The organism is Roseburia amylophila, from assembly GCF_025567465.1.
Taxonomy (GTDB): domain Bacteria; phylum Bacillota; class Clostridia; order Lachnospirales; family Lachnospiraceae; genus Roseburia_C; species Roseburia_C amylophila.
This window is the reverse complement of sequence record NZ_JAOQKI010000008.1, coordinates 56,106-74,487: the sequence shown is the minus strand read 5'-3', so window position 1 is coordinate 74,487 and position 18,382 is coordinate 56,106. Positions and strand designations below refer to the sequence as shown.

18 protein-coding genes are annotated in these 18,382 nt (G+C 41.6%); 6 read left to right on the top strand and 12 right to left on the bottom strand.

The window, feature by feature from the left end; all coding sequences use genetic code 11:
* Positions 1–241: 241 nt before the first annotated feature.
* Complete coding sequence (locus OCV43_RS06735; RefSeq protein ID WP_262623688.1) at positions 242–1,483, top strand: hypothetical protein; 1,242 nt, start codon at positions 242–244, stop codon at positions 1,481–1,483.
* Positions 1,484–1,593: 110 nt separating this feature from the next.
* Here the strand turns inward: OCV43_RS06735 and OCV43_RS06730 are convergent, their stop codons facing one another.
* The 12 genes from OCV43_RS06730 to OCV43_RS06675 all read right to left on the bottom strand — a co-directional run bounded on the left by OCV43_RS06730 (position 1,594) and on the right by OCV43_RS06675 (position 13,422).
* Complete coding sequence (locus tag OCV43_RS06730) at positions 1,594–2,562, bottom strand: calcium/sodium antiporter (protein ID WP_022244249.1); 969 nt, start codon at positions 2,560–2,562, stop codon at positions 1,594–1,596.
* Positions 2,563–2,580: 18 nt separating this feature from the next.
* Positions 2,581–3,165, bottom strand: coding sequence for a manganese efflux pump MntP (locus OCV43_RS06725; RefSeq protein ID WP_022244250.1), 585 nt, complete (start codon positions 3,163–3,165; stop codon positions 2,581–2,583).
* A 218-nt stretch (positions 3,166–3,383) separates the two neighbouring features.
* Positions 3,384–4,706: a sensor histidine kinase gene (locus tag OCV43_RS06720; RefSeq protein WP_118541155.1), complete on the bottom strand. Its 1,323-nt coding sequence runs from the start codon at positions 4,704–4,706 to the stop codon at positions 3,384–3,386.
* 8 nt (positions 4,707–4,714) lie between these two features.
* Positions 4,715–5,389, bottom strand: a complete 675-nt coding sequence (locus OCV43_RS06715) for a response regulator transcription factor (RefSeq protein ID WP_022244252.1) — start codon at positions 5,387–5,389, stop codon at positions 4,715–4,717.
* A gap of 21 nt (positions 5,390–5,410) precedes the next feature.
* The gene (locus OCV43_RS06710) at positions 5,411–7,183 is read right to left on the bottom strand and encodes a Na/Pi cotransporter family protein (protein WP_022244253.1); all 1,773 of its coding nucleotides are present in this window, start codon (positions 7,181–7,183) and stop codon (positions 5,411–5,413) included.
* A gap of 179 nt (positions 7,184–7,362) precedes the next feature.
* Positions 7,363–8,007, bottom strand: a complete 645-nt coding sequence (gene phoU / locus OCV43_RS06705) for a phosphate signaling complex protein PhoU (protein ID WP_022244254.1) — start codon at positions 8,005–8,007, stop codon at positions 7,363–7,365.
* The gene (pstB, locus tag OCV43_RS06700) at positions 8,008–8,766 is read right to left on the bottom strand and encodes a phosphate ABC transporter ATP-binding protein PstB (RefSeq protein WP_117697924.1); all 759 of its coding nucleotides are present in this window, start codon (positions 8,764–8,766) and stop codon (positions 8,008–8,010) included. It abuts the gene before it with no gap.
* Entirely contained in the window at positions 8,763–9,629 is an 867-nt protein-coding gene (gene pstA, locus OCV43_RS06695; protein ID WP_262623687.1) for a phosphate ABC transporter permease PstA, read from the bottom strand. Before pstA ends, pstB begins: the two co-directional genes overlap by 4 nt.
* Positions 9,629–10,483 carry a phosphate ABC transporter permease subunit PstC gene (gene pstC, locus OCV43_RS06690; RefSeq protein ID WP_117697926.1) on the bottom strand — a complete coding sequence of 285 codons (855 nt, stop codon included), beginning with the start codon at positions 10,481–10,483 and terminating at the stop codon, positions 9,629–9,631. Before pstC ends, pstA begins: the two co-directional genes overlap by 1 nt.
* A gap of 29 nt (positions 10,484–10,512) precedes the next feature.
* A complete protein-coding gene (locus tag OCV43_RS06685) occupies positions 10,513–11,460 on the bottom strand; it encodes a substrate-binding domain-containing protein (RefSeq protein WP_022244258.1) in 948 nt (315 codons plus the stop codon).
* Positions 11,461–11,629: 169 nt separating this feature from the next.
* Positions 11,630–12,457, bottom strand: a complete 828-nt coding sequence (locus OCV43_RS06680; RefSeq protein WP_022244259.1) for an Rpn family recombination-promoting nuclease/putative transposase — start codon at positions 12,455–12,457, stop codon at positions 11,630–11,632.
* Positions 12,458–12,777: 320 nt separating this feature from the next.
* Positions 12,778–13,422 carry a hypothetical protein gene (locus tag OCV43_RS06675; RefSeq protein ID WP_022244260.1) on the bottom strand — a complete coding sequence of 215 codons (645 nt, stop codon included), beginning with the start codon at positions 13,420–13,422 and terminating at the stop codon, positions 12,778–12,780.
* Between the two features lie 246 nt (positions 13,423–13,668).
* On the opposite strand from OCV43_RS06675, the gene OCV43_RS06670 reads away from it, so the two are divergent.
* The 5 genes from OCV43_RS06670 to OCV43_RS06650 all read left to right on the top strand — a co-directional run.
* Positions 13,669–14,775 carry an ABC transporter substrate-binding protein gene (locus OCV43_RS06670; RefSeq protein ID WP_022244261.1) on the top strand — a complete coding sequence of 369 codons (1,107 nt, stop codon included), beginning with the start codon at positions 13,669–13,671 and terminating at the stop codon, positions 14,773–14,775.
* Positions 14,776–14,789: 14 nt separating this feature from the next.
* On the top strand, positions 14,790–15,638 hold the full coding sequence (locus tag OCV43_RS06665) for an ABC transporter permease (protein WP_022244262.1): 849 nt from the start codon (positions 14,790–14,792) through the stop codon (positions 15,636–15,638).
* Positions 15,639–16,448, top strand: a complete 810-nt coding sequence (locus OCV43_RS06660) for an ABC transporter permease (RefSeq protein ID WP_022244263.1) — start codon at positions 15,639–15,641, stop codon at positions 16,446–16,448. It abuts the gene before it with no gap.
* Entirely contained in the window at positions 16,445–17,464 is a 1,020-nt protein-coding gene (locus tag OCV43_RS06655; protein ID WP_262623686.1) for an ABC transporter ATP-binding protein, read from the top strand. The genes OCV43_RS06660 and OCV43_RS06655 overlap by 4 nt, the downstream gene beginning before the upstream one ends.
* A gap of 14 nt (positions 17,465–17,478) precedes the next feature.
* On the top strand, positions 17,479–18,382 hold a 904-nt coding region (locus OCV43_RS06650; protein WP_262623685.1), incomplete at its 3' end, for a PHP domain-containing protein.

Below are 18,382 nucleotides of genomic sequence, written 5' to 3'. Positions count from 1 at the left end.
CCGAGGCGCAGATGAACATGGATGTGAATTTGCGCCGGTTGCCGAAACAGACTAATTTTATTCGAAATTCTTAGTGCCCCTTGCCGCCCTTATGTTGCATTCGGACTCACTGAACAGCACGGACATTACGCTTCTTTCACCCCCTAACGCTTTCCCCGGAAAACTTCATTCTTTTTTAAAGATTTTTCCAGATAAAATGTGCTATACTCTAGGTACGAATGCGAACCACAAGGAGATATCTATGAAGCAAAGATTTATTGCCCTGATTTGTATTGCCACCCTGGTCTTTTGCGGATGTGGTGGGAAGAAACAGTCTTCTGTACAGACGGATTCCGGCAGTGAACAGCCGGACGCTACAGAAGAATCAACAGAACAGTCCCGGAATGACCCGGTAACAATAACATTTAACTCCAAAACAGAGACTTATCATGCCGATGATTTATCTACTGTTTTATTATATACCTCCTATCAGAAACCAACGGTGACCATAGACGGTCATCCGAAGATTTCCAAAACCATTACACAATCTTTAAACGAAGAACTGGATGCTTTCCAGGATGCCCGATTAGAAAGTCTGCTTTCCGCAAGAATTTCTTTTGCTGAGTCACCGGATTCCTTTTCCGCCTATCACTTAGATGAGGATTTTTCCTGTACCAGACAGGACAGCCGGATTATCTCTTTTGAGAGTAGCAGAAAAGAATTTACCAGTGAGGAGACCCACAGTGCTGCTTATGGTGGGTTTAATTATGATCTGGAAAATGGTGAAACACTTACTCTTTCTGATATTGCTACAGATTCCAATGCCCTGATAAACAGTGCACTTTCTTTTATTAACCAGCAGCTTTTGTTACCGAACTACAGCAAAATCAGCCAGCTTGCCAAACATGACGGCTCCGATGTATCTTCGAACCTTTTAGAACATGTACTAAGGGATGGCAACTGGTATTTTACCAAAGGCGGTATTACCTTTATCGCCAATCATGGTGCTATTACACCGTCTTATTCCGATACACTTTTATTTTCCGTTCCTTATCAGCAGCTGAATGCTCTGAAGGCTGAATATCATTACACCGGTAATTTTCAGCTGAACGCTTTAATGGGGTCTGCTGTTTCTGCAGATATGGATGGAAACGGAGAAATGGATGCCGTCTACTATGACACCACTTACAACGAAGAAACGGGAATGCTTTCTTCTACCCTGACGGTAGATGGAACAGATTATTCTGAAATGCTTTATAATGGCAACTTTACACTGTCCCGCAGTGCTGCCTCCGATATAACAAATGAATATTATCTCATTGACCTTGATACAACAGATGAATATATCGAGCTTGCCATCCCGGATGATGGATTAAGAACAACCTATTTCTTCCGCTATGCCGGCTTTCATCTGGAATACCTAGGTTCCATTCCGGACCTGATAGACAGCTCCACCTTCCAGCTTAACAATGTACTTTCCCAGTTAGAAGAATCGGAAAATTAGTCAGCATCCTGCAGAATCTGCCACCGGCAGCTTCTTACAGACATTTTTGCTGCGCGCATAACACAATAAGAAGCCCGCAAAAACGGGCTTCTTATTTCTTATCAAATATATTATCTCATACAGATATAGACCATATATCCCGCATAGGAAAGCAGCATAATTGCTCCTTCAATGCGGTTTATTTTCTGCCTGCTCCAGGCAAACAGCAGTACCATTATGCTCATTGCAATTAAGATTACAATATCAATCACATTTTCCATGATAAAGGCGACCGGACTTATGGCAGCGGCAATACCAAGAACAAAAAGGATATTGAAAATATTAGAACCAATGACATTTCCCAAAGCCATATCTACTTCATTTTTACGGGCTGCCACAATAGAGGTTACCAGCTCCGGTAATGACGTTCCCATTGCTACTATCGTAAGCCCGATTAAATTCTGGCTCAACCCGAATGCTGCTGCAATAGCAGACGCACTGTCTACTACCATGTCGCCACCAAATGCAATGGCTGCTGCTCCACCTACAATGTATACAAGACAGAGCCATACCGGGATTGGCTTTGCACGTTCAATCTCATCTGCTTCTTCAGAAGCATCTGTTGTAATTCCTGCTGTTCTTGCCTTTAATGCAGAACGCACCATCCAGAACATGAAGAGAGCAAAGAAAATCAATAAAATCACACCATCTATTCTGCCAACGCTCATTCCAATGTAACCCAGCACTAAAAGCAGGGCTGCCATAAGCACAGAAAACGGAAATTCCTGCTTTAAGGTCCTTTTTCCTACTGCAAGTGGTGTAATTACGGCACAGAAACCACAAACCACCATCAGGTTAAAGATATTTGAGCCAACTACATTACTGACTGCCAGGGCATTGTTTCCGGAAATAGATGCTGCCACACTGACGGCACATTCCGGCAGGGATGTTCCCATTGCCACTATCGTAAGTCCGATAATCAACGATGGCACCTTTAATTTCTTTGCAATTCCCGAGCTTCCTTCTACAAAGAAATCTGCTCCTTTAATTAACAGTACAAAACCAACTACCAGTAATACATATGTCCAGATTGTTGTCATATTATATTCCTCCTTCTTTTAAAATGCCAAAATTCCAAGATGCTCCAGCAAAATCTTAAGTCCGATTAAGATAAGAATTATACCGCCAGCCAATTCCGCCTTCTTCTTATATCTGTTTCCAAAGAAGTTTCCTACATACACACCAATGACAGAAATCACAAAGGTCGTAATTCCGATGATGGAAACTGCCTCAACGATTGGCACCTGCAGAAATGCAAATGTGATTCCAACGGCAAGGGCATCAATGCTGGTTGCGATTGCCAGAATAAACATCTCTTTGAAATCCAGTGGCGGGTCCATTTTCCCGACTTCTACTGCTTCATCCTTTTCCCGGATTGCTTCCACTACCATTTTTCCACCGATAAATCCTAACAGGATAAATGCAATCCAGTGGTCAATGCTTGTAATATACTGTTCAAACTGGCTTCCCAGTACCCAGCCAATAAATGGCATCAGTGCCTGGAATCCTCCGAAGAATAAGCCAATTACAAGACATTGCTTTTTGTTTACCTTCCGCATGGAAAGTCCCTTACAAATAGACACTGCAAAAGCATCCATCGAAAGACCTACTCCCATCAGTAAGAGTGTAAAGAACATTACCATAAACACAATTTCCTCCGATAGTATATTTAAAATGAGACTGCATGTATGCAGTCATCCTGTGCTGCATACATGAGTCTCATTCATTAAGATTTGCCAGGCCTTCATCAGACCGAGGTTGTTGACAAATCACGTATTCACGCGAACTACTCCCTCACGGATTGTTATTCAAATATACGCCAAATGATAATTTATGTCAATTCTTTCCATTCTTGTTCTTCCTAAAATACAATTTCTATGGTGGTTCCCTCATCCAGCTCACTGTCTAAGTGAAGGGCAGCATTATGCTGTGCCACAATGTGCTTTACAATGGCAAGTCCAAGTCCTGTTCCGCCGGTGGATTTCGAACGGCTCTTATCTACCCGGTAAAACCGCTCAAATACACGTTCCTGGCATTCCTTTGGAATTCCGATTCCGGTATCCGCTACACTTAAGAACGGACGCTCATCCTTTGTTCCTACCGTTACTGTGACACTTCCGCCTGGCTTATTATAGCGGATGGCATTGCTGCAAAGATTATAAAAGACTTCATCCATCAGTCCCTTGTTTGCCATGGCCATGGTGCTTTCTCCCTGCAACGTCAGCCTGATTCCCTGCTTCTCTGCTGTCACCTGCATCATCTGCACACAGTTCTCTGCCAGTTTATAAAGGTCGATTCTTTCCATTTCCATCTGGTGGTCTGCTTCATCCAGTTCGGAAAGCTTTATAATATCATTAATCAGGCTTAACAGCCGGTTGGCATTGGAATGTATCTCATTAGAGAAACGGATGGTATCCTCTTTACCGGTCATTCCGTTTCCGATTAACTCCGCATAACCGGAAATTGCCGTCAGCGGTGTCTTTAATTCATGGGATACGTTCGCGGTAAATTCCTGGCGAAGCTGCGCATTATTGATAATATTGACGTGCTGCTCCTTAATAGTATTCACAAAAGGCCGGATTTCTTCATATACATTATTTTCATCCACCAGCATAATATTCGTTGCCAGCTTCTCGATAGGCTCTACCAGCTTCTTCGTCAGATAATGGGAAATTCCCATACAGACAAAGAGGATACAAAGTGCAATTACCAGTACAATCACTAAAGTATTTACCATAATACGGTTTACACTGACGGAATCCCTTCCGATTCGAAGCACATTTCCATTCTGTAAACGCTCCGCATAGTAAAAGGTATGGGTTCCGGAAGTGGCCGAGTAACGGATGGCTTCGCCTTCGCCTTTTTCCCTTGCTTCAATAATTTCCGGGCGTTCATTATGATTGTCCATCTCATCCTTATTTAACAGACTTTCATATAATACTTCCCCTTCTGCTCCAATCAATGTGATTCGAAGGTCATCATCGATGGGATTATACGGGTCTTTTTCTATTCCTGCTGCAAGGTCATCTATATTCAAAAGCTCTATCACATGGGCGTAGGCTTTCAAATCTCCAAATACCTGCTCTTTTAAAATATTATAATACACTAACATAGCAGACAGCGCTGTGACCACAATGGCAAGCGCTGCTATCATAATAAATCGTATATTTATTTTTTTCTTCATGAATGCTCCTACGGCTCCATCACATAGCCCACATTACGGACGGTTTTAATCTGTTGCCCGCCATCGCCAAGCTTATGCCGGAGCGTCTTTATGTGCATATCTACAGTACGGCTTTCTCCTTCGTATTCAAATCCCCAGACCTGATTCATCAGCTTGTCACGGGATAATACAATGCCCTGGTTTATCATAAGGTATTTTAATAGTTCAAATTCTTTAAAAGTAAGCTCACAGGTTTCTCCCTGAACGGTTACGCTGTGACGCTTATTATCAATCTCTATGCTTCCACAGGCTAATGTATCACCATCATCTTCCTTTTCGGTGCGGCGGAGTAATGCTTTCACTCTGGAAATCAGCTCCATAACGCCAAAAGGCTTACTGATATAATCATCAGCACCCATATCCAGTCCACGGACTTTATCAATCTCTGTGGTCTTTGCCGTTACCATAATCACAGGAGTCTTTTCTGTTGCCGGATTTTTCCGGACACGGCCTAAAATTTCCAGTCCATCCTCTCCCGGCAGCATAATATCTAACAGCATCAGGGATGGTGCCTGCTCTGACACTCTCTGGAAGAAATCTTTTCCGTTATCAAATTCCTCTACTTCAAAACCACTGTTTTTTAGTGCATAACGTTCGATTTCCCGTATGTTTATATCATCTTCTACGATATAAATAAGTGCCATTGCATTTTCCTCCCGGCTTTTTTATTTTTCCGGCAAAGCGTATTTTTCTGTATATTCTTTTATCTGCTCTGCAAATTTTCTGTTGTCTTCTTCATCCATATGTGCCGTCAGGTCATGCTCTTCTACCTCTTTATCCTGTTCCTGGATCAGGCAGACTGCAATATTGGAACAATGGTCGGATACACGCTCATAGTTGGTAACGATATCTGCCAGCACCAGTCCTAACTCGATAGAACATTTTCCTTTCCGGAGACGTTTGATATGTCGTTTCTTAATTGCTTTATTTAATTCATCAATAACCTGCTCTAACGGTTCTACGGTCTTAGCCAGTTCTTCATCATCGGCAGTGTATGCAGTCATGGTACGGCAGAGAATGTCTTCTACTGCTTTTCCAAATACATGCATTTCTTCCTCTGCTTTCTTAGAGAAAACCAGCTCCTTCTTTGTCATCTCGATAATGGAATCTACGATATTCGCTGCATGGTCCGAAATACGCTCAAAATCTGTAATACAATGTAACAGCGTAGATACATTCTGGCTGTCTGCATAAGTCAGATTCTGACTGCTTAATTTCGTCAGATAAGCCCTCAGCTTGTCCTCGTATTTATCTACAAGATTTTCCTTTGCAATAATGTCGTCCGCTACTTCCTGTGTATAATTCTCCAAAAGTCCGATTGCTTCTAAGAAGGAATCCTTGGAAAGGTTTGCCATCTCAATGGACATGCTGTGGCACTGCTCAATGGCAAAAGATGGTGTTGCAAGGAAACGGTCGTCTAATAACGGGAACTCCTGTACCTCTTTCTTGCTCTTTTCCTCTTCGGTAATCGGAAGTGTCAGATATGCCAACTTCTCCAGTCCCTTTGTAAACGGGAATAAAACTACAGTTGCAAATATATTAAAGATACTGTGAATCAGTGCAATTCCTGCTACACCAACTGTATCATTTGCAAACGGGAAATGAATAACTGCATTCAAAATACTATATAATGTCAGGAACAATACGGTACCAATAATATTAAAATACAGATGCACAAAAGCAGTACGCTTTGCATTCCGGTTTGCTCCAACAGAAGAAATCATAGCTGTAACACAGGTTCCGATATTCTGTCCTAAAATAATCGGAATAACTGAGCCATAAGTAAATGCTCCTGTTACAGACAGTGCCTGCAGTATACCTACAGATGCGGACGAGCTCTGAATCACCGCTGTCAGAAGTGCTCCTACCAGAATTCCTAAAATTGGATTATGGAACATAGTCAGTATATTGGTAAATTCAGGAACATCAGCCAACGGTTTTACTGCTCCGCTCATACTTTCCATTCCGGTCATCAATACTGCAAAGCCTAATAAAATCTCCCCTACATCAGCTTTCTTGCTTTTCTTTCCGGTCATCATTAAAACAATACCTATCATCGCAAGAACCGGTGTAAAAGAAGATGGTTTTAAGAGATTAATCCATACATTTCCACTATCTATTCCGGTCAGACTTAAGAGCCAGGATGTTACCGTTGTACCGATATTGGCACCCATGATAATACCAATTGCCTGGGAAAGTTTCATAATTCCGGAGTTTACAAAACCAACTACCATTACGGTAGTTGCTGAAGATGACTGAATAACAGCAGTTACTCCGGCTCCTAACAGCACTCCTTTGAGCGGATTGGAAGTTAATTTCTCCAGTATCCTCTCTAACTTGCCTCCTGATACTTTCTCCAGCCCAGCTCCCATAACATCCATTCCATACAGGAACAGGGCCAATCCTCCAATCAGTGTCAGTATTCCAAAAATATCCATTTTGTCCTCCTTATGCATCGTATATGCATAGACTTTTCAATTTTTTACATATTTTTCGTCTTACATATACACCATATACACTTTAGAGACTTTTTGCAAGGATATTTTATCAGTTTGTAAGAATTATGTATAAGCAGTGTAAAAAATGTACTTATTTTTTCTCTTTTGTCTAAGAATTTTTAGTCAATATGGCTTCCCGTAATGGAATAGATGACCCACTCCGCAATATTGGTAGCATGGTCGCCGATACGTTCAAAATATTTGGCTACCATAAGGATATCTGCTGCCTGCTCGCCATTTTCTGCGCTTTTATTGATCATCTGGATTAAATCCTGTTTTACTTTCATGAAAAGGTCATCCACAACATCATCCTGTGCGATTACTTTCTTTGCCAGCTCCATATCGCGTTTTACAAAGGCATCAATGCTCTTGATAACCATGTCTGTGGTTTCCTTTGCCATACCCTGAATCTCTTCCGGGCTGATGATATACGGTTCATCAGACATCAGCAGTGTCATCTCGGAAATATCACCGGCATGGTCGCCAATCCGCTCCATATCGGTAATCATTTTTAATGCTGCAGAAATCAGGCGCAAATCTCTTGCAACCGGCTGCTGCTGCAATAAAAGCTTCATGCATAAGGATTCAATATCACGCTCCTGATGGTCGATTTCCACATCATATGCCATTGCTTCTTTGGCTTTTTCCGTATCCTGGTTTACCAAAGCAGAAACTGCCATTTCAATGGCATGCTCTATCATGCTTCCCATCTGGATCAATTCATTGTTTAACTGTTCTAGCTGTCTGTCAAAACGATTACGCATTTAACCGAACCTCCCTGTAATATAATCTTCTGTCCGTTTGTCTGTTGGAACGGAGAATAATTTTTCGGTATCTCCACTCTCGATTATCTCTCCCAATAAGAAAAATACTGTTTTATCCGATACACGGGTTGCCTGCTGCATATTATGAGTTACCATAATAATGGTATAATCTTTTTTTAATTCGATTACCAGATCCTCAATTTTGGAAGTAGAAATCGGGTCCAGTGCCGAAGTCGGCTCATCCATCAGGATTACTTCCGGCTGTACTGCCAGCGCTCTTGCAATACAAAGTCTTTGCTGCTGTCCACCGGACATGCCCAGTGCACTCTTATTCAGACGGTCTTTTACTTCATCCCAGATAGCTGCCTGACGCAGAGATGTCTCCACGATTTCATTTAATTTGGCTTTGTTGTGGATACCGTGGGTTCTCGGACCATATGCAATGTTGTCATAGATGCTCATCGGAAATGGATTTGGCTTCTGGAATACCATTCCCACACGTTTTCTAAGCTGGCTGACATCCATGCCGCTGTATATATTTTCACCGTCTAACCTTACATCTCCGGTAATCTTACATCCCTCTACCAAATCATTCATTCTGTTTAATGTTTTTAAAAATGTAGACTTTCCACAACCGGATGGTCCGATAAATGCAGTTATCTCTTTTGCATTGATATCAAGATTCACATCTTTTAATGCGTGGAAATCTCCGTAATATAAGTCAAGTCCTTTGACAGAAAATTTTGCCTGCTCACTCATTTTACTTCTCCATCTCCTTTCGTGAATTTCCCGGCTATCAAAGTTGATACACCATTTATCAGTAATACAATGACCAGAAGGACTACGCCGGTTGCATAAGCTTCATTGGTATGTAAGCCCTCTCTGGAAAGTGAATACATATGAACGGCCAAAGTTCGTCCGGATGCCATCAGGTTCGGTGCAAGGTCTGCTACCGTTCCTGCAGTATAAATCAGTGCTGCGGTCTCTCCTACAATTCGCCCTACTGCCAGGATGATTCCGGATAAGATTCCCGGCATTGCAGATGGAAGAACGATACGGAATACCGTACGAAGTCTTCCTGCTCCCAATCCAAAACTTCCTTCCCGGTAGGTATCCGGCACACAGAGCAATGCTTCTTCCGTAGTTCGCATGATAACCGGCAATACCATAATGGCAAGAGTTGCCGCACCGGCTAACATGGAATAACCCCAGTGCAGATAAGTTACGAAAAATAACATACCAAACAGACCGTAAATAATAGAAGGGATACCCGTTAAGGTCTCTGCCGTAATTCTGACTACTTTAACCAGTTTACTTCCCTTCGGTGCATATTCCACCAGATAAACTGCGGCTCCGATTCCAAGCGGTACTGCAAAAAGCAGGGAAAACAGCGTCATTTCCAGTGTATTTATCATTGCTGGAAGCATGGATACGTTATCCGAATTATATTCCAGTGCGAAAAGACCTGGTTTTAAATATGGCACACCGTGAATCAATATGTACGCCACCAGATAAAGTAATACTGCTACTGTTATAATTGCCGCTGCTACTACCAGCAGAAATAAAAGGAAGGAACCCGGATGCTTTTTATAAGAATTCATTTTATCTTTGAATTTTGTCATTATTCTTTATCCGCCTTTCCTTTTACAATTGAAAATACCAGATTGATAATAAGGATAAATACAAACAGTACAACGCCGGTTGCAATCAATGCCTCACGGTGTAGGTCCGTTGCATAACCCATTTCAATTACGATATTTGTTGTCAGGGTACGTACACCCTTAAATATACTGTTCGGAATACGCGCCTGGTTACCTACTACCATCATAACCGCCATGGTCTCACCAATGGCACGGCCGATTCCTAAGATAACTGCTGCCATAATTCCCGATTTTGCTGCCGGAACCACAGTCTTAAAAACACTCCGCTCATGGGTTGCGCCAAGTGCCAGTGCTCCTTCATAATAATGCTCCGGTACTGCACGAATGGCAGCTTCCGATACACTGATTATGGTTGGAAGTATCATGATTCCAAGAAGGATCGATGCGGTAAATATACTGTTTCCGTTTCCTTTAAAATGTTCTCTTACAAATGGTACTATGACTACCAGACCAAAGAATCCATATACGATGGACGGGATTCCTGCTAACAGGTCTACCATCGGCTTTAAGAAGCTGTGAAGCTTCTTCGGGCAAAATCTTGCCATAAAGATTGCCATTAAGATCCCAATTGGTACTCCCACCACAATTGCTCCGGCGGTTACATAGATACTGCCTAAAATCATTGGGAAGATTCCATAGAGGTTATTTCCCGGTTTCCATTTTGTACCTAGCAGAAAGTCCGGCAATCCGATTTCTTTGATTGCCGGTATTCCATTTGCAAAAAGGAAAACGCAGATTAAGGCAACAGCCAGTATGGAGAAACTGGCTGTGAGTAAGAATACTATTTTCATTGCTTTTTCTTTGAAATTATTCATACTGTTCTTACCTTATCCTACTTGCAGATTTATTTTGCAACTTCATCCCAGGTTGTTACTGCACCTGTGAAGATATCCTTTACATTATCTGAACTCATCTCATCCATTGGATTGCTGTTGTTTACTACTACTGCGATACCATCCATTGCGATTACCTGTGCGGTAAGTCCGCCTTCTGTTTCGCTGTCTTTTAATTCTCTGGAAGCCATTCCGATATCGCAGGTTCCTTCCATTGCTGCTGTCATACCTGTTGTAGAATCAGATTCCTGAAGTTCGATTTCTGCATCTTTGTTGATTGCTTTGTATGCTTCAATTAATTTCTGCATTACTGGTGTTACGGAAGAAGAACCGGCTACTACGATTTTTCCGGTAGAACCATCCGATGTAAATGCTCCGTTGCTTCCCTGTGAAATATAACCATTGTCTTCGATTACTTTCTGTCCTTCATCACTCATGATGTAGTTGATGAAATCTGCTGCAAGTCCTGTTGCATCACCTTTCGTTGCGATGTTAAATGGTCTTGCGATTTTGTATGTACCGGCTTTGATGTTTTCTGCAGTTGCTTCTGCTCCGTCAATCTTTAATGCCTTTACGGTATCATTTAAAGAACCAAGTGATACATAACCGATTGCATATTCATCACCAGCTACTGATGTAAGCATTACTTCTGTACTGTTTGTGATATTTGCTTCCTCTGTTGTGTTATCAATTTTATTTCCATCGGCATCTTTCTCTTCGATACCAAACAGCTCGATAAATGCTCCTCTTGTTCCGGAACCATCTTCTCTGGACTGTACGTTAATCATTTCACTGTTATCAAAATCTGATGTATCTGCTGCATCACTGCTGCTGTCTGCCTCTGTTGTTGTGCCTGTCTTCTGGCTGTCATCTGATGCGGTTTCTTTGCTTCCACATCCTGTTAATGCGCTGATTGCTAATGCTCCTACCAGCATTACGGATAATAATTTCTTTTTCATTTTCTTTCCTCCAAAATGATTTATTTTTTCTTTTCTCGTCTTCGTGACAATTGTTATCATAACGGGGGAACGTAAAATACAAAGCTATGGTTTTGTAAATTGTATGTAAAAAAGCAGGTATATCAAAACTATGATATGCCTGCTTTCAATATTTTAATGTAGTTCTTCTTTATTTATCATACATTTCTAAAATTTCCAGTGCATTTTCTTCTTTTACGCCTAATTCTTCCTTTAATAATTCCACTATCTCATCTTTGGATTTTTCAAATCGGCGACCAAGACGTATGATTTCCTCTGCTTTTCCTTCTGCTTCGCCCTGTTTCCGAATCCGCTCTTCTCTCTCAAAACTCTTCATATATGCAAGACCTACCTCTCCATCCCGCTTAACTGCTGTCACCATCTGATGTAACTTTTTCAGACTCTCGGTGGAAGCATTCTCTATGGATGAATGCTCCATGTAATGCAGTAGCTGTTTTAATTCCTCCGGTGGATTTCCTTCCCTTCCTCTTGTATACAGGAATATCGTCTGTGCGCCATCCTCATACTCTAATTCCGGCACCTCAATACAGCGATTCTTGATAGTATACACCATACGATTCAGTCCAAAAGGGTCATAGGTTGTAATAAAAATTACGATGACATTCCGAAGGCTCCCATAGGTATCCCCTGCAGTCAGATTACCTGCATCAATCTTTGCATGGTAAAAACGGACTCTTCGGGGCAGTGATACAATCTCTTCTTTCCCGTCATTCTGGTCTGGTTCTATATCAAAGATTTCTCCGTTCTCCTCATCCAGATATACATCCAGACGAATGCCGTGGGTTTCTGTATTCTCTCCACAAAAAAATCGCTGCGGCACTACTGTAAGCTTTCCTATCTGCCGGTGCAGAATACACTCCAAAATGTATCTCGCCGACTGTTCTCCGTATATTTTGTGGCTGGTCAGGCTGTTTACCAGAAAGTCATCCACCAGATTCAGTTCCTCTAAAGTTTTCATGTTTCCTCCTTTTCCCATAATGCAAAGAAAAGCAGGATAGCATATCCCATTTTTGATTCTGAAATTCCACCTATTCAATGCACTATGCGTTCATTAATTGTAATTAGAATTTAAAAGCATAGAATTCATTGAATTGATACTAGAAATTTAGATTGGCTTTCGCCATTCGAAAATCAGAATATATGCTTTGTGTTGATTGTAACAAATGCCCTTAAAGAAAACAAGTAAAACATTTATAAAATTATGCCATAAGAAAAAAGCAGATAACTGCTTTCGCAATTACCTGCTTTCTTCTTATTCTTATTGATTTCTGATTTTAATTACTCTGTTGCTACATCTAATAATGCTTCATCAAGCTCTGTCATGCTTCCATCAGAAATGCTGTATACGTTATCTTCTCCAATCACTTCTACAACAACTTCCTGTGGATCATTGTATGTGATACTGTCTAATCTTGCACTCATAAGATCATACATCATCTGATACATCTGCTCATACATTTCATCCTCTGTTGGATAAGTATCTGCATCAAAGGAATTTGCCCACTCTGTGAACTCTGTCATAAGTTCTTCCTGGATTCCGTTGAAAAGACCTGTCATCTGCTCAATTTCAACAGTTACATAATATCCGTCTTTGTCATCCATCTTCTCAGCATCTTTTACAGTGTATTTTGCTTTTGCATATACATCTTTAAAAAGCTGACGATAGCTGTTGCTTAACTCATCGGATAAGTTGAACTGATCCATCTCTGTCATCATAGCGTCGATGTTAGATTCGTAATCAGATTCTGCCTGCTCTTTGCTACGGCCGGTCATTTTCATGTACTGCTCTGTCTCTCCTTTTGTTAAAAGATCCAGACAGGACTCTACATAAGCTGCTGCATCAAATTTTCCACAGCCAGCCAGGTTTACTACCATCATTACGGCAACTAAACCAGTTACTAATGCTTTCTTCAATGTTTTCATGATAATTTCTCCCTTACATTCATTATTCTTTAGCGCATTAACGCAGTTACAAAGAGTAATATACCATACCTTATTCTATTTCGCAACCGATTTTACTTTTTTACCCGGTGCCCAAGATGTCCCATTTTTCACAGTCCTTACAATCTTGGTTTATTTTTTACCCAAACTGCCTTATGGATTTTACCTGTCATTTTTAGAATATCACTTGTGCTTATGCAAAAGATAAAACTTTTATGGAGGTTATTTATGAAAAAGAAATTTGTAAGTACTATATTAATTATCAGTATTCTCTCAACCGGTTTACTCAGTGGCTGTGGAAAAAGCGCATCGGCTGAATCCGTAGACCTTACTTCCGTATCCTTGGATACGATTAAAGAGAAAGCCAAAGAAGAAGGAACCATTTCTTCTGTCGGAATGCCGGATGACTGGGCAGACTGGAAAGACAGTTGGGAAAGCATTTCCAATACTTACGGTCTGGTACATGACGATACCGACATGAGTTCTTCCGAAGAATTATCCTTATTTGAAAGTGAAAAGGATTCTCCTACCAAAGATATCGGTGACGTAGGTCAGGCTTTTGGACCGACTGCTATTGAAATGGATGTGGTACAGCCTTATAAAGCTTCTACCTGGGATTCCATTCCGGACTGGGCAAAGGACCCGGATGGTAAATGGACGATTTCCTATCTTGGAACCATGGGTGCTCTGGTAAATACCAACAATGTTTCCGAACCGATTACTTCCTGGGAAGACCTGAAAAACAGTGATGCCAAAATCACTTTAGGCGATGTATTAAGAGGTGCCAGCTCCCAGATGGCAGTTTTATCCTGCGCCTATGCCATGGGCGGTGATGCTGAAAATCTTGACCCTGCTTTTGACTACTTCAAAGAATTAGCCAGCGAAGGACGTATCGATGTGGGTGATGGCAGTGTGGAACGATTAAACCGTGGTGAAATCGATGTTTTAGTAACCTGGGATTATCTTACTTTACAGTACCGCGATATTGTAGCTGCCAATAACCCGGACCTCAACATGGAATGCCATGTTATGCAGGATGGCGCTGTTCAGTCCGGCTATTGTCTGGTTATCAATAAATATGCACCACATCCTTACTCCGCAGCTTTAACCGTTGAATATCTCTTAAGTGATGAAGGTCAGATTGAGCGTGCCAAAGGCTATGCAAGACCAATCCGTGATGATGTGGTTCTTCCGGACGACTTAAAAGCAAAAATGATTTCTGATGATGAATATACCAACACTATCCCTTTGACCGATAACGATACTGTTACCAAGGCATGTTCTGAAATTGCAAACCGCTGGGAAGAAGAAATCATTCCTCTGATTGGCGAGTAGAAGTTGGTGGCAGCATGAAAAATTTCAAAAAAAACTGGCGGAAAATGGGCTTCTTTATGCCCTTTTTCCTTTTAATTATCTTCTTTTTATTTGTTCCGTTCTTCCAGATGTTAGCCAAAAGCTTTTCCACCGGAAGCGGACAACTCGGTTTTTCCTGGTATGTCGAAATCTTTACCAAAACCAGTTATCTGGTTGCCATTAAGAACAGTATCTGGATTGCCATCTGTTCCACCATTCTTGGAACCGTGATTGATTTCCTGCTTGCGTTGTCTTTAACCAATGCCGGAAAAAGAAACCGCCGCTGGTATCAGTCCCTTTTAAATCTGACATCCACCTTTGCCGGACTTCCATTGACCTTAGCCTTTGTTACGCTGCTTGGAACCGCCGGCGTATTTGTTTTAATCGGAAAAAATGCCGGTATTTCCTGGCTTGCCAATTATAATCTCTATTCCTTAAAGGGAATGTTTATCATTTTCCTTTACTTTCAGATTCCTATGGGAACGTTGCTGCTACTGCCTGCTTTCCACGAAATCCGCAAGGAATGGAAGGAAGCGGCTCTGCTTATGAATTGCAGTACTTTCCGCTTCTGGCGTAAAATCGGCATTCCGATTATGATGCCATCTGTTATGGGAACTGTTAATATGCTTTTTGCCAATGCATTAATTGCTTATACTACCCCATATTTACTGGTCAACAACGGTGTTCCGCTGTTACCGATTAAGATTACCGATATGTTTGTAGGTGACGTGCGCCAGCGTCCGGAGCTGGGCAGTGCTTTATCCATTGTGATGCTGCTTATTATGCTGCTGGTTCTTACCTGCACCAATCTGGTGAAAAAACTCTTTCAGAAAGGAAGGAAATAAATGAAGAAAAATCGTATGCTCGGAGTTATCTGGCAGGTTATTGTTGCCATATTTTTACTCCTTCCTCTGACTGTATCTTTTATCTATTCCTTTGCAGGAAGATGGACTTCTATCCTGCCACAGAATCTTACTTTCCGGTTTTATCTGGATAAATTTAAGGACAGCACTTTTTTCCTTGGTATCCTGCGGGGCATTTTCATCTCTGCCCTCCCGGTTATTTTGGTCAATATCATTATTTTACTTACGCTTTTTGCCGTTATCGTATATTTTCCAAAAATGGAAAAATACATTCAGGTCTGTTGTATTATTCCGACTACCATCAACGGTATTATTTTAGCAACTTCGATTTTGTCCACCTATGCAGGAAGCGGCACCATATTTTCCAACCGGATTATTATGCTGATGTTTACCTACTGTATTTTCTGCCTTCCCCTGACTTATCAGGGCATCCGCAACAGTCTGTATGCAGTAAATACCAAAACGCTTTTGGAGGCGGCTTCCATTCTTGGTGCCAACAAATTTTACGGATTCTTAAAAATTATTGTTCCGACCGTCCTTCCGGGACTGATGAACACTGCACTTATCAGCTTTTCCGCCCTGTTCGGAGATTTTGCAATCATCAAGATTATTGCTTCCTCCCAATACGAAACGGTGCAGACTTACCTCTATAAGAACCGGAATACCGATTTGCAGTCGTTTAGTGCCGGAGTCGTAATTTTACTGGTTTTAACCATGATTATCAATCTGACCGTTCACAAATGTGCAGCCAGAAATACCCCTCAGGGAAATAAGGAGAATCGAATCAAATGAGTTACATGGAGATTTCAAATATAGAAAAAGCTTTTGATAAAAATGAAGTACTGAAAGGTATTTCACTGAATATAGAACAGGGAGAATTTGTAAGCCTGCTTGGACCGTCCGGATGCGGAAAATCTACACTGCTCCGCTGTCTGTCCGGTCTTGAGACCATTGACAAAGGCACCTTTGTTCTGGATAGAAATGATGTTACGGAAACACCTGCTCAGAACCGGAATATCGGTATGGTTTTCCAGCAGTATTCACTTTTCCCGAATATGACTGTGGAAGAGAATTTATCTTTCCCGCTCACAATCCAGAAAATGCCAAAGGCTGACCAGAAAGCCAAAATAGATGATGTCCTGAATATCGTTGGTCTGACCGATAAGAAGAAAGCCTATCCAGGTAATCTCTCCGGTGGTCAGCAGCAGCGTGTTGCTTTAGCCAGAGCAATCATTTCCCGCCCGAAGGTTCTGCTTCTGGATGAGCCTTTAAGCGCAATTGATGCCAAACTTCGTAAGAATCTGCAGATTGAAATCCGGCGCATCCAGCAGGAGCTTAACATCACTACGATTTTTGTTACGCACGACCAGGATGAAGCCATGAGTATGTCTGACCGCATCTGTCTTCTGAATGATGGCAGAATCGAGCAGGTCAGCAGCCCGATTGAACTGTATACAAAGCCAAAGACCCGCTTTGCCGCAAGTTTTATCGGTCATTATAATGTTTTATCCCCGGAGGAATTCTTACAGGCATTCCAGATGGCCGCTCCTGACAATAAAATGACTGCCATCCGTCCGGAAACCATTCAGATTTCCACGGAAAAGCCGGAAGGAAATGACTCCATGCATACCCTTTCCGGAAAAATCATAAATAACCGTTCTGTTGGAAATACTTTACACTATCATATTGATGTAAATGGAATTACTTTTAAAGTAGATACGCTTTTCAGAAGTTTTGCTTTATATAAAGATGAACAGCAGGTCTGGCTTTCTTTAGAAAAACGGAACTGTCTGCCACTTGAAGATTAAGGAGGATAATTACTATGAAAGCCTGTGATAAAATGTTTTCCGAAGAAGGTTCCTGGTTTAAAGGAAACCTTCATTCCCACACCGTAAATTCTGATGGCCGTCTGACACCTGCGCAGTCGGCTTCCTATTACAGAGAGCATGGATATTCCTTCCTCTGTCTCTCTGAACATGATTATTATACCGATCTCAGAGAAGAATTAGACCGTGATGACTTTATTATTCTTCCGGGACTTGAAGCAAGCACCTATCTCATTACATCCGACGATTTTTCAGATGTTTTCGATGCGGAAACCTTAAACCGTGGTTACTGTGATATGACTTTTCAGGAACTTATGGCATTCCGGAATAAAAACTTCCACTTCTGTCTTAAGAAAGCCCATCACATCCATGGTATTCTTGGCACAAAGGAAATGCAGAAAACTGCCGATGCAGATGCTTTTACCACAAACCAGCTTTATCCGATCCGCGTCTATCTAAATCAATGGAACGGAATAGCGGCTGCACAGACCTTATCTGATAATTTAAAGAAAAAAGGCTGTTTTACCACCTATAATCACCCTGTCTGGTCCCGTGTGGATATCGAAGATGTAAACGGACTGCAGGGCATCTGGGCAATTGAATGTTACAACTATGATACCGTCAATGAATGTGCTGAAGGGGAAGATACCGTATTCTTCGATACCATGCTTCGTCACGGAACCGACATCTCCTGCTTTGCCTCCGATGACAATCATAACGGTGGAACTTTCCAGGATAGTTTTGGTGGATTTGTAATGGTAAAATCCGAGAAACTTGACCACGAAAGCATTGTAGCAAATCTGCTGAAAGGAAATTACTATTCCTCTAATGGAGCAGTCATTACACAATGGGGCTTCCGGAATGGTGAAATCTATGTGGATTGTGAAAATGCAGAACGGG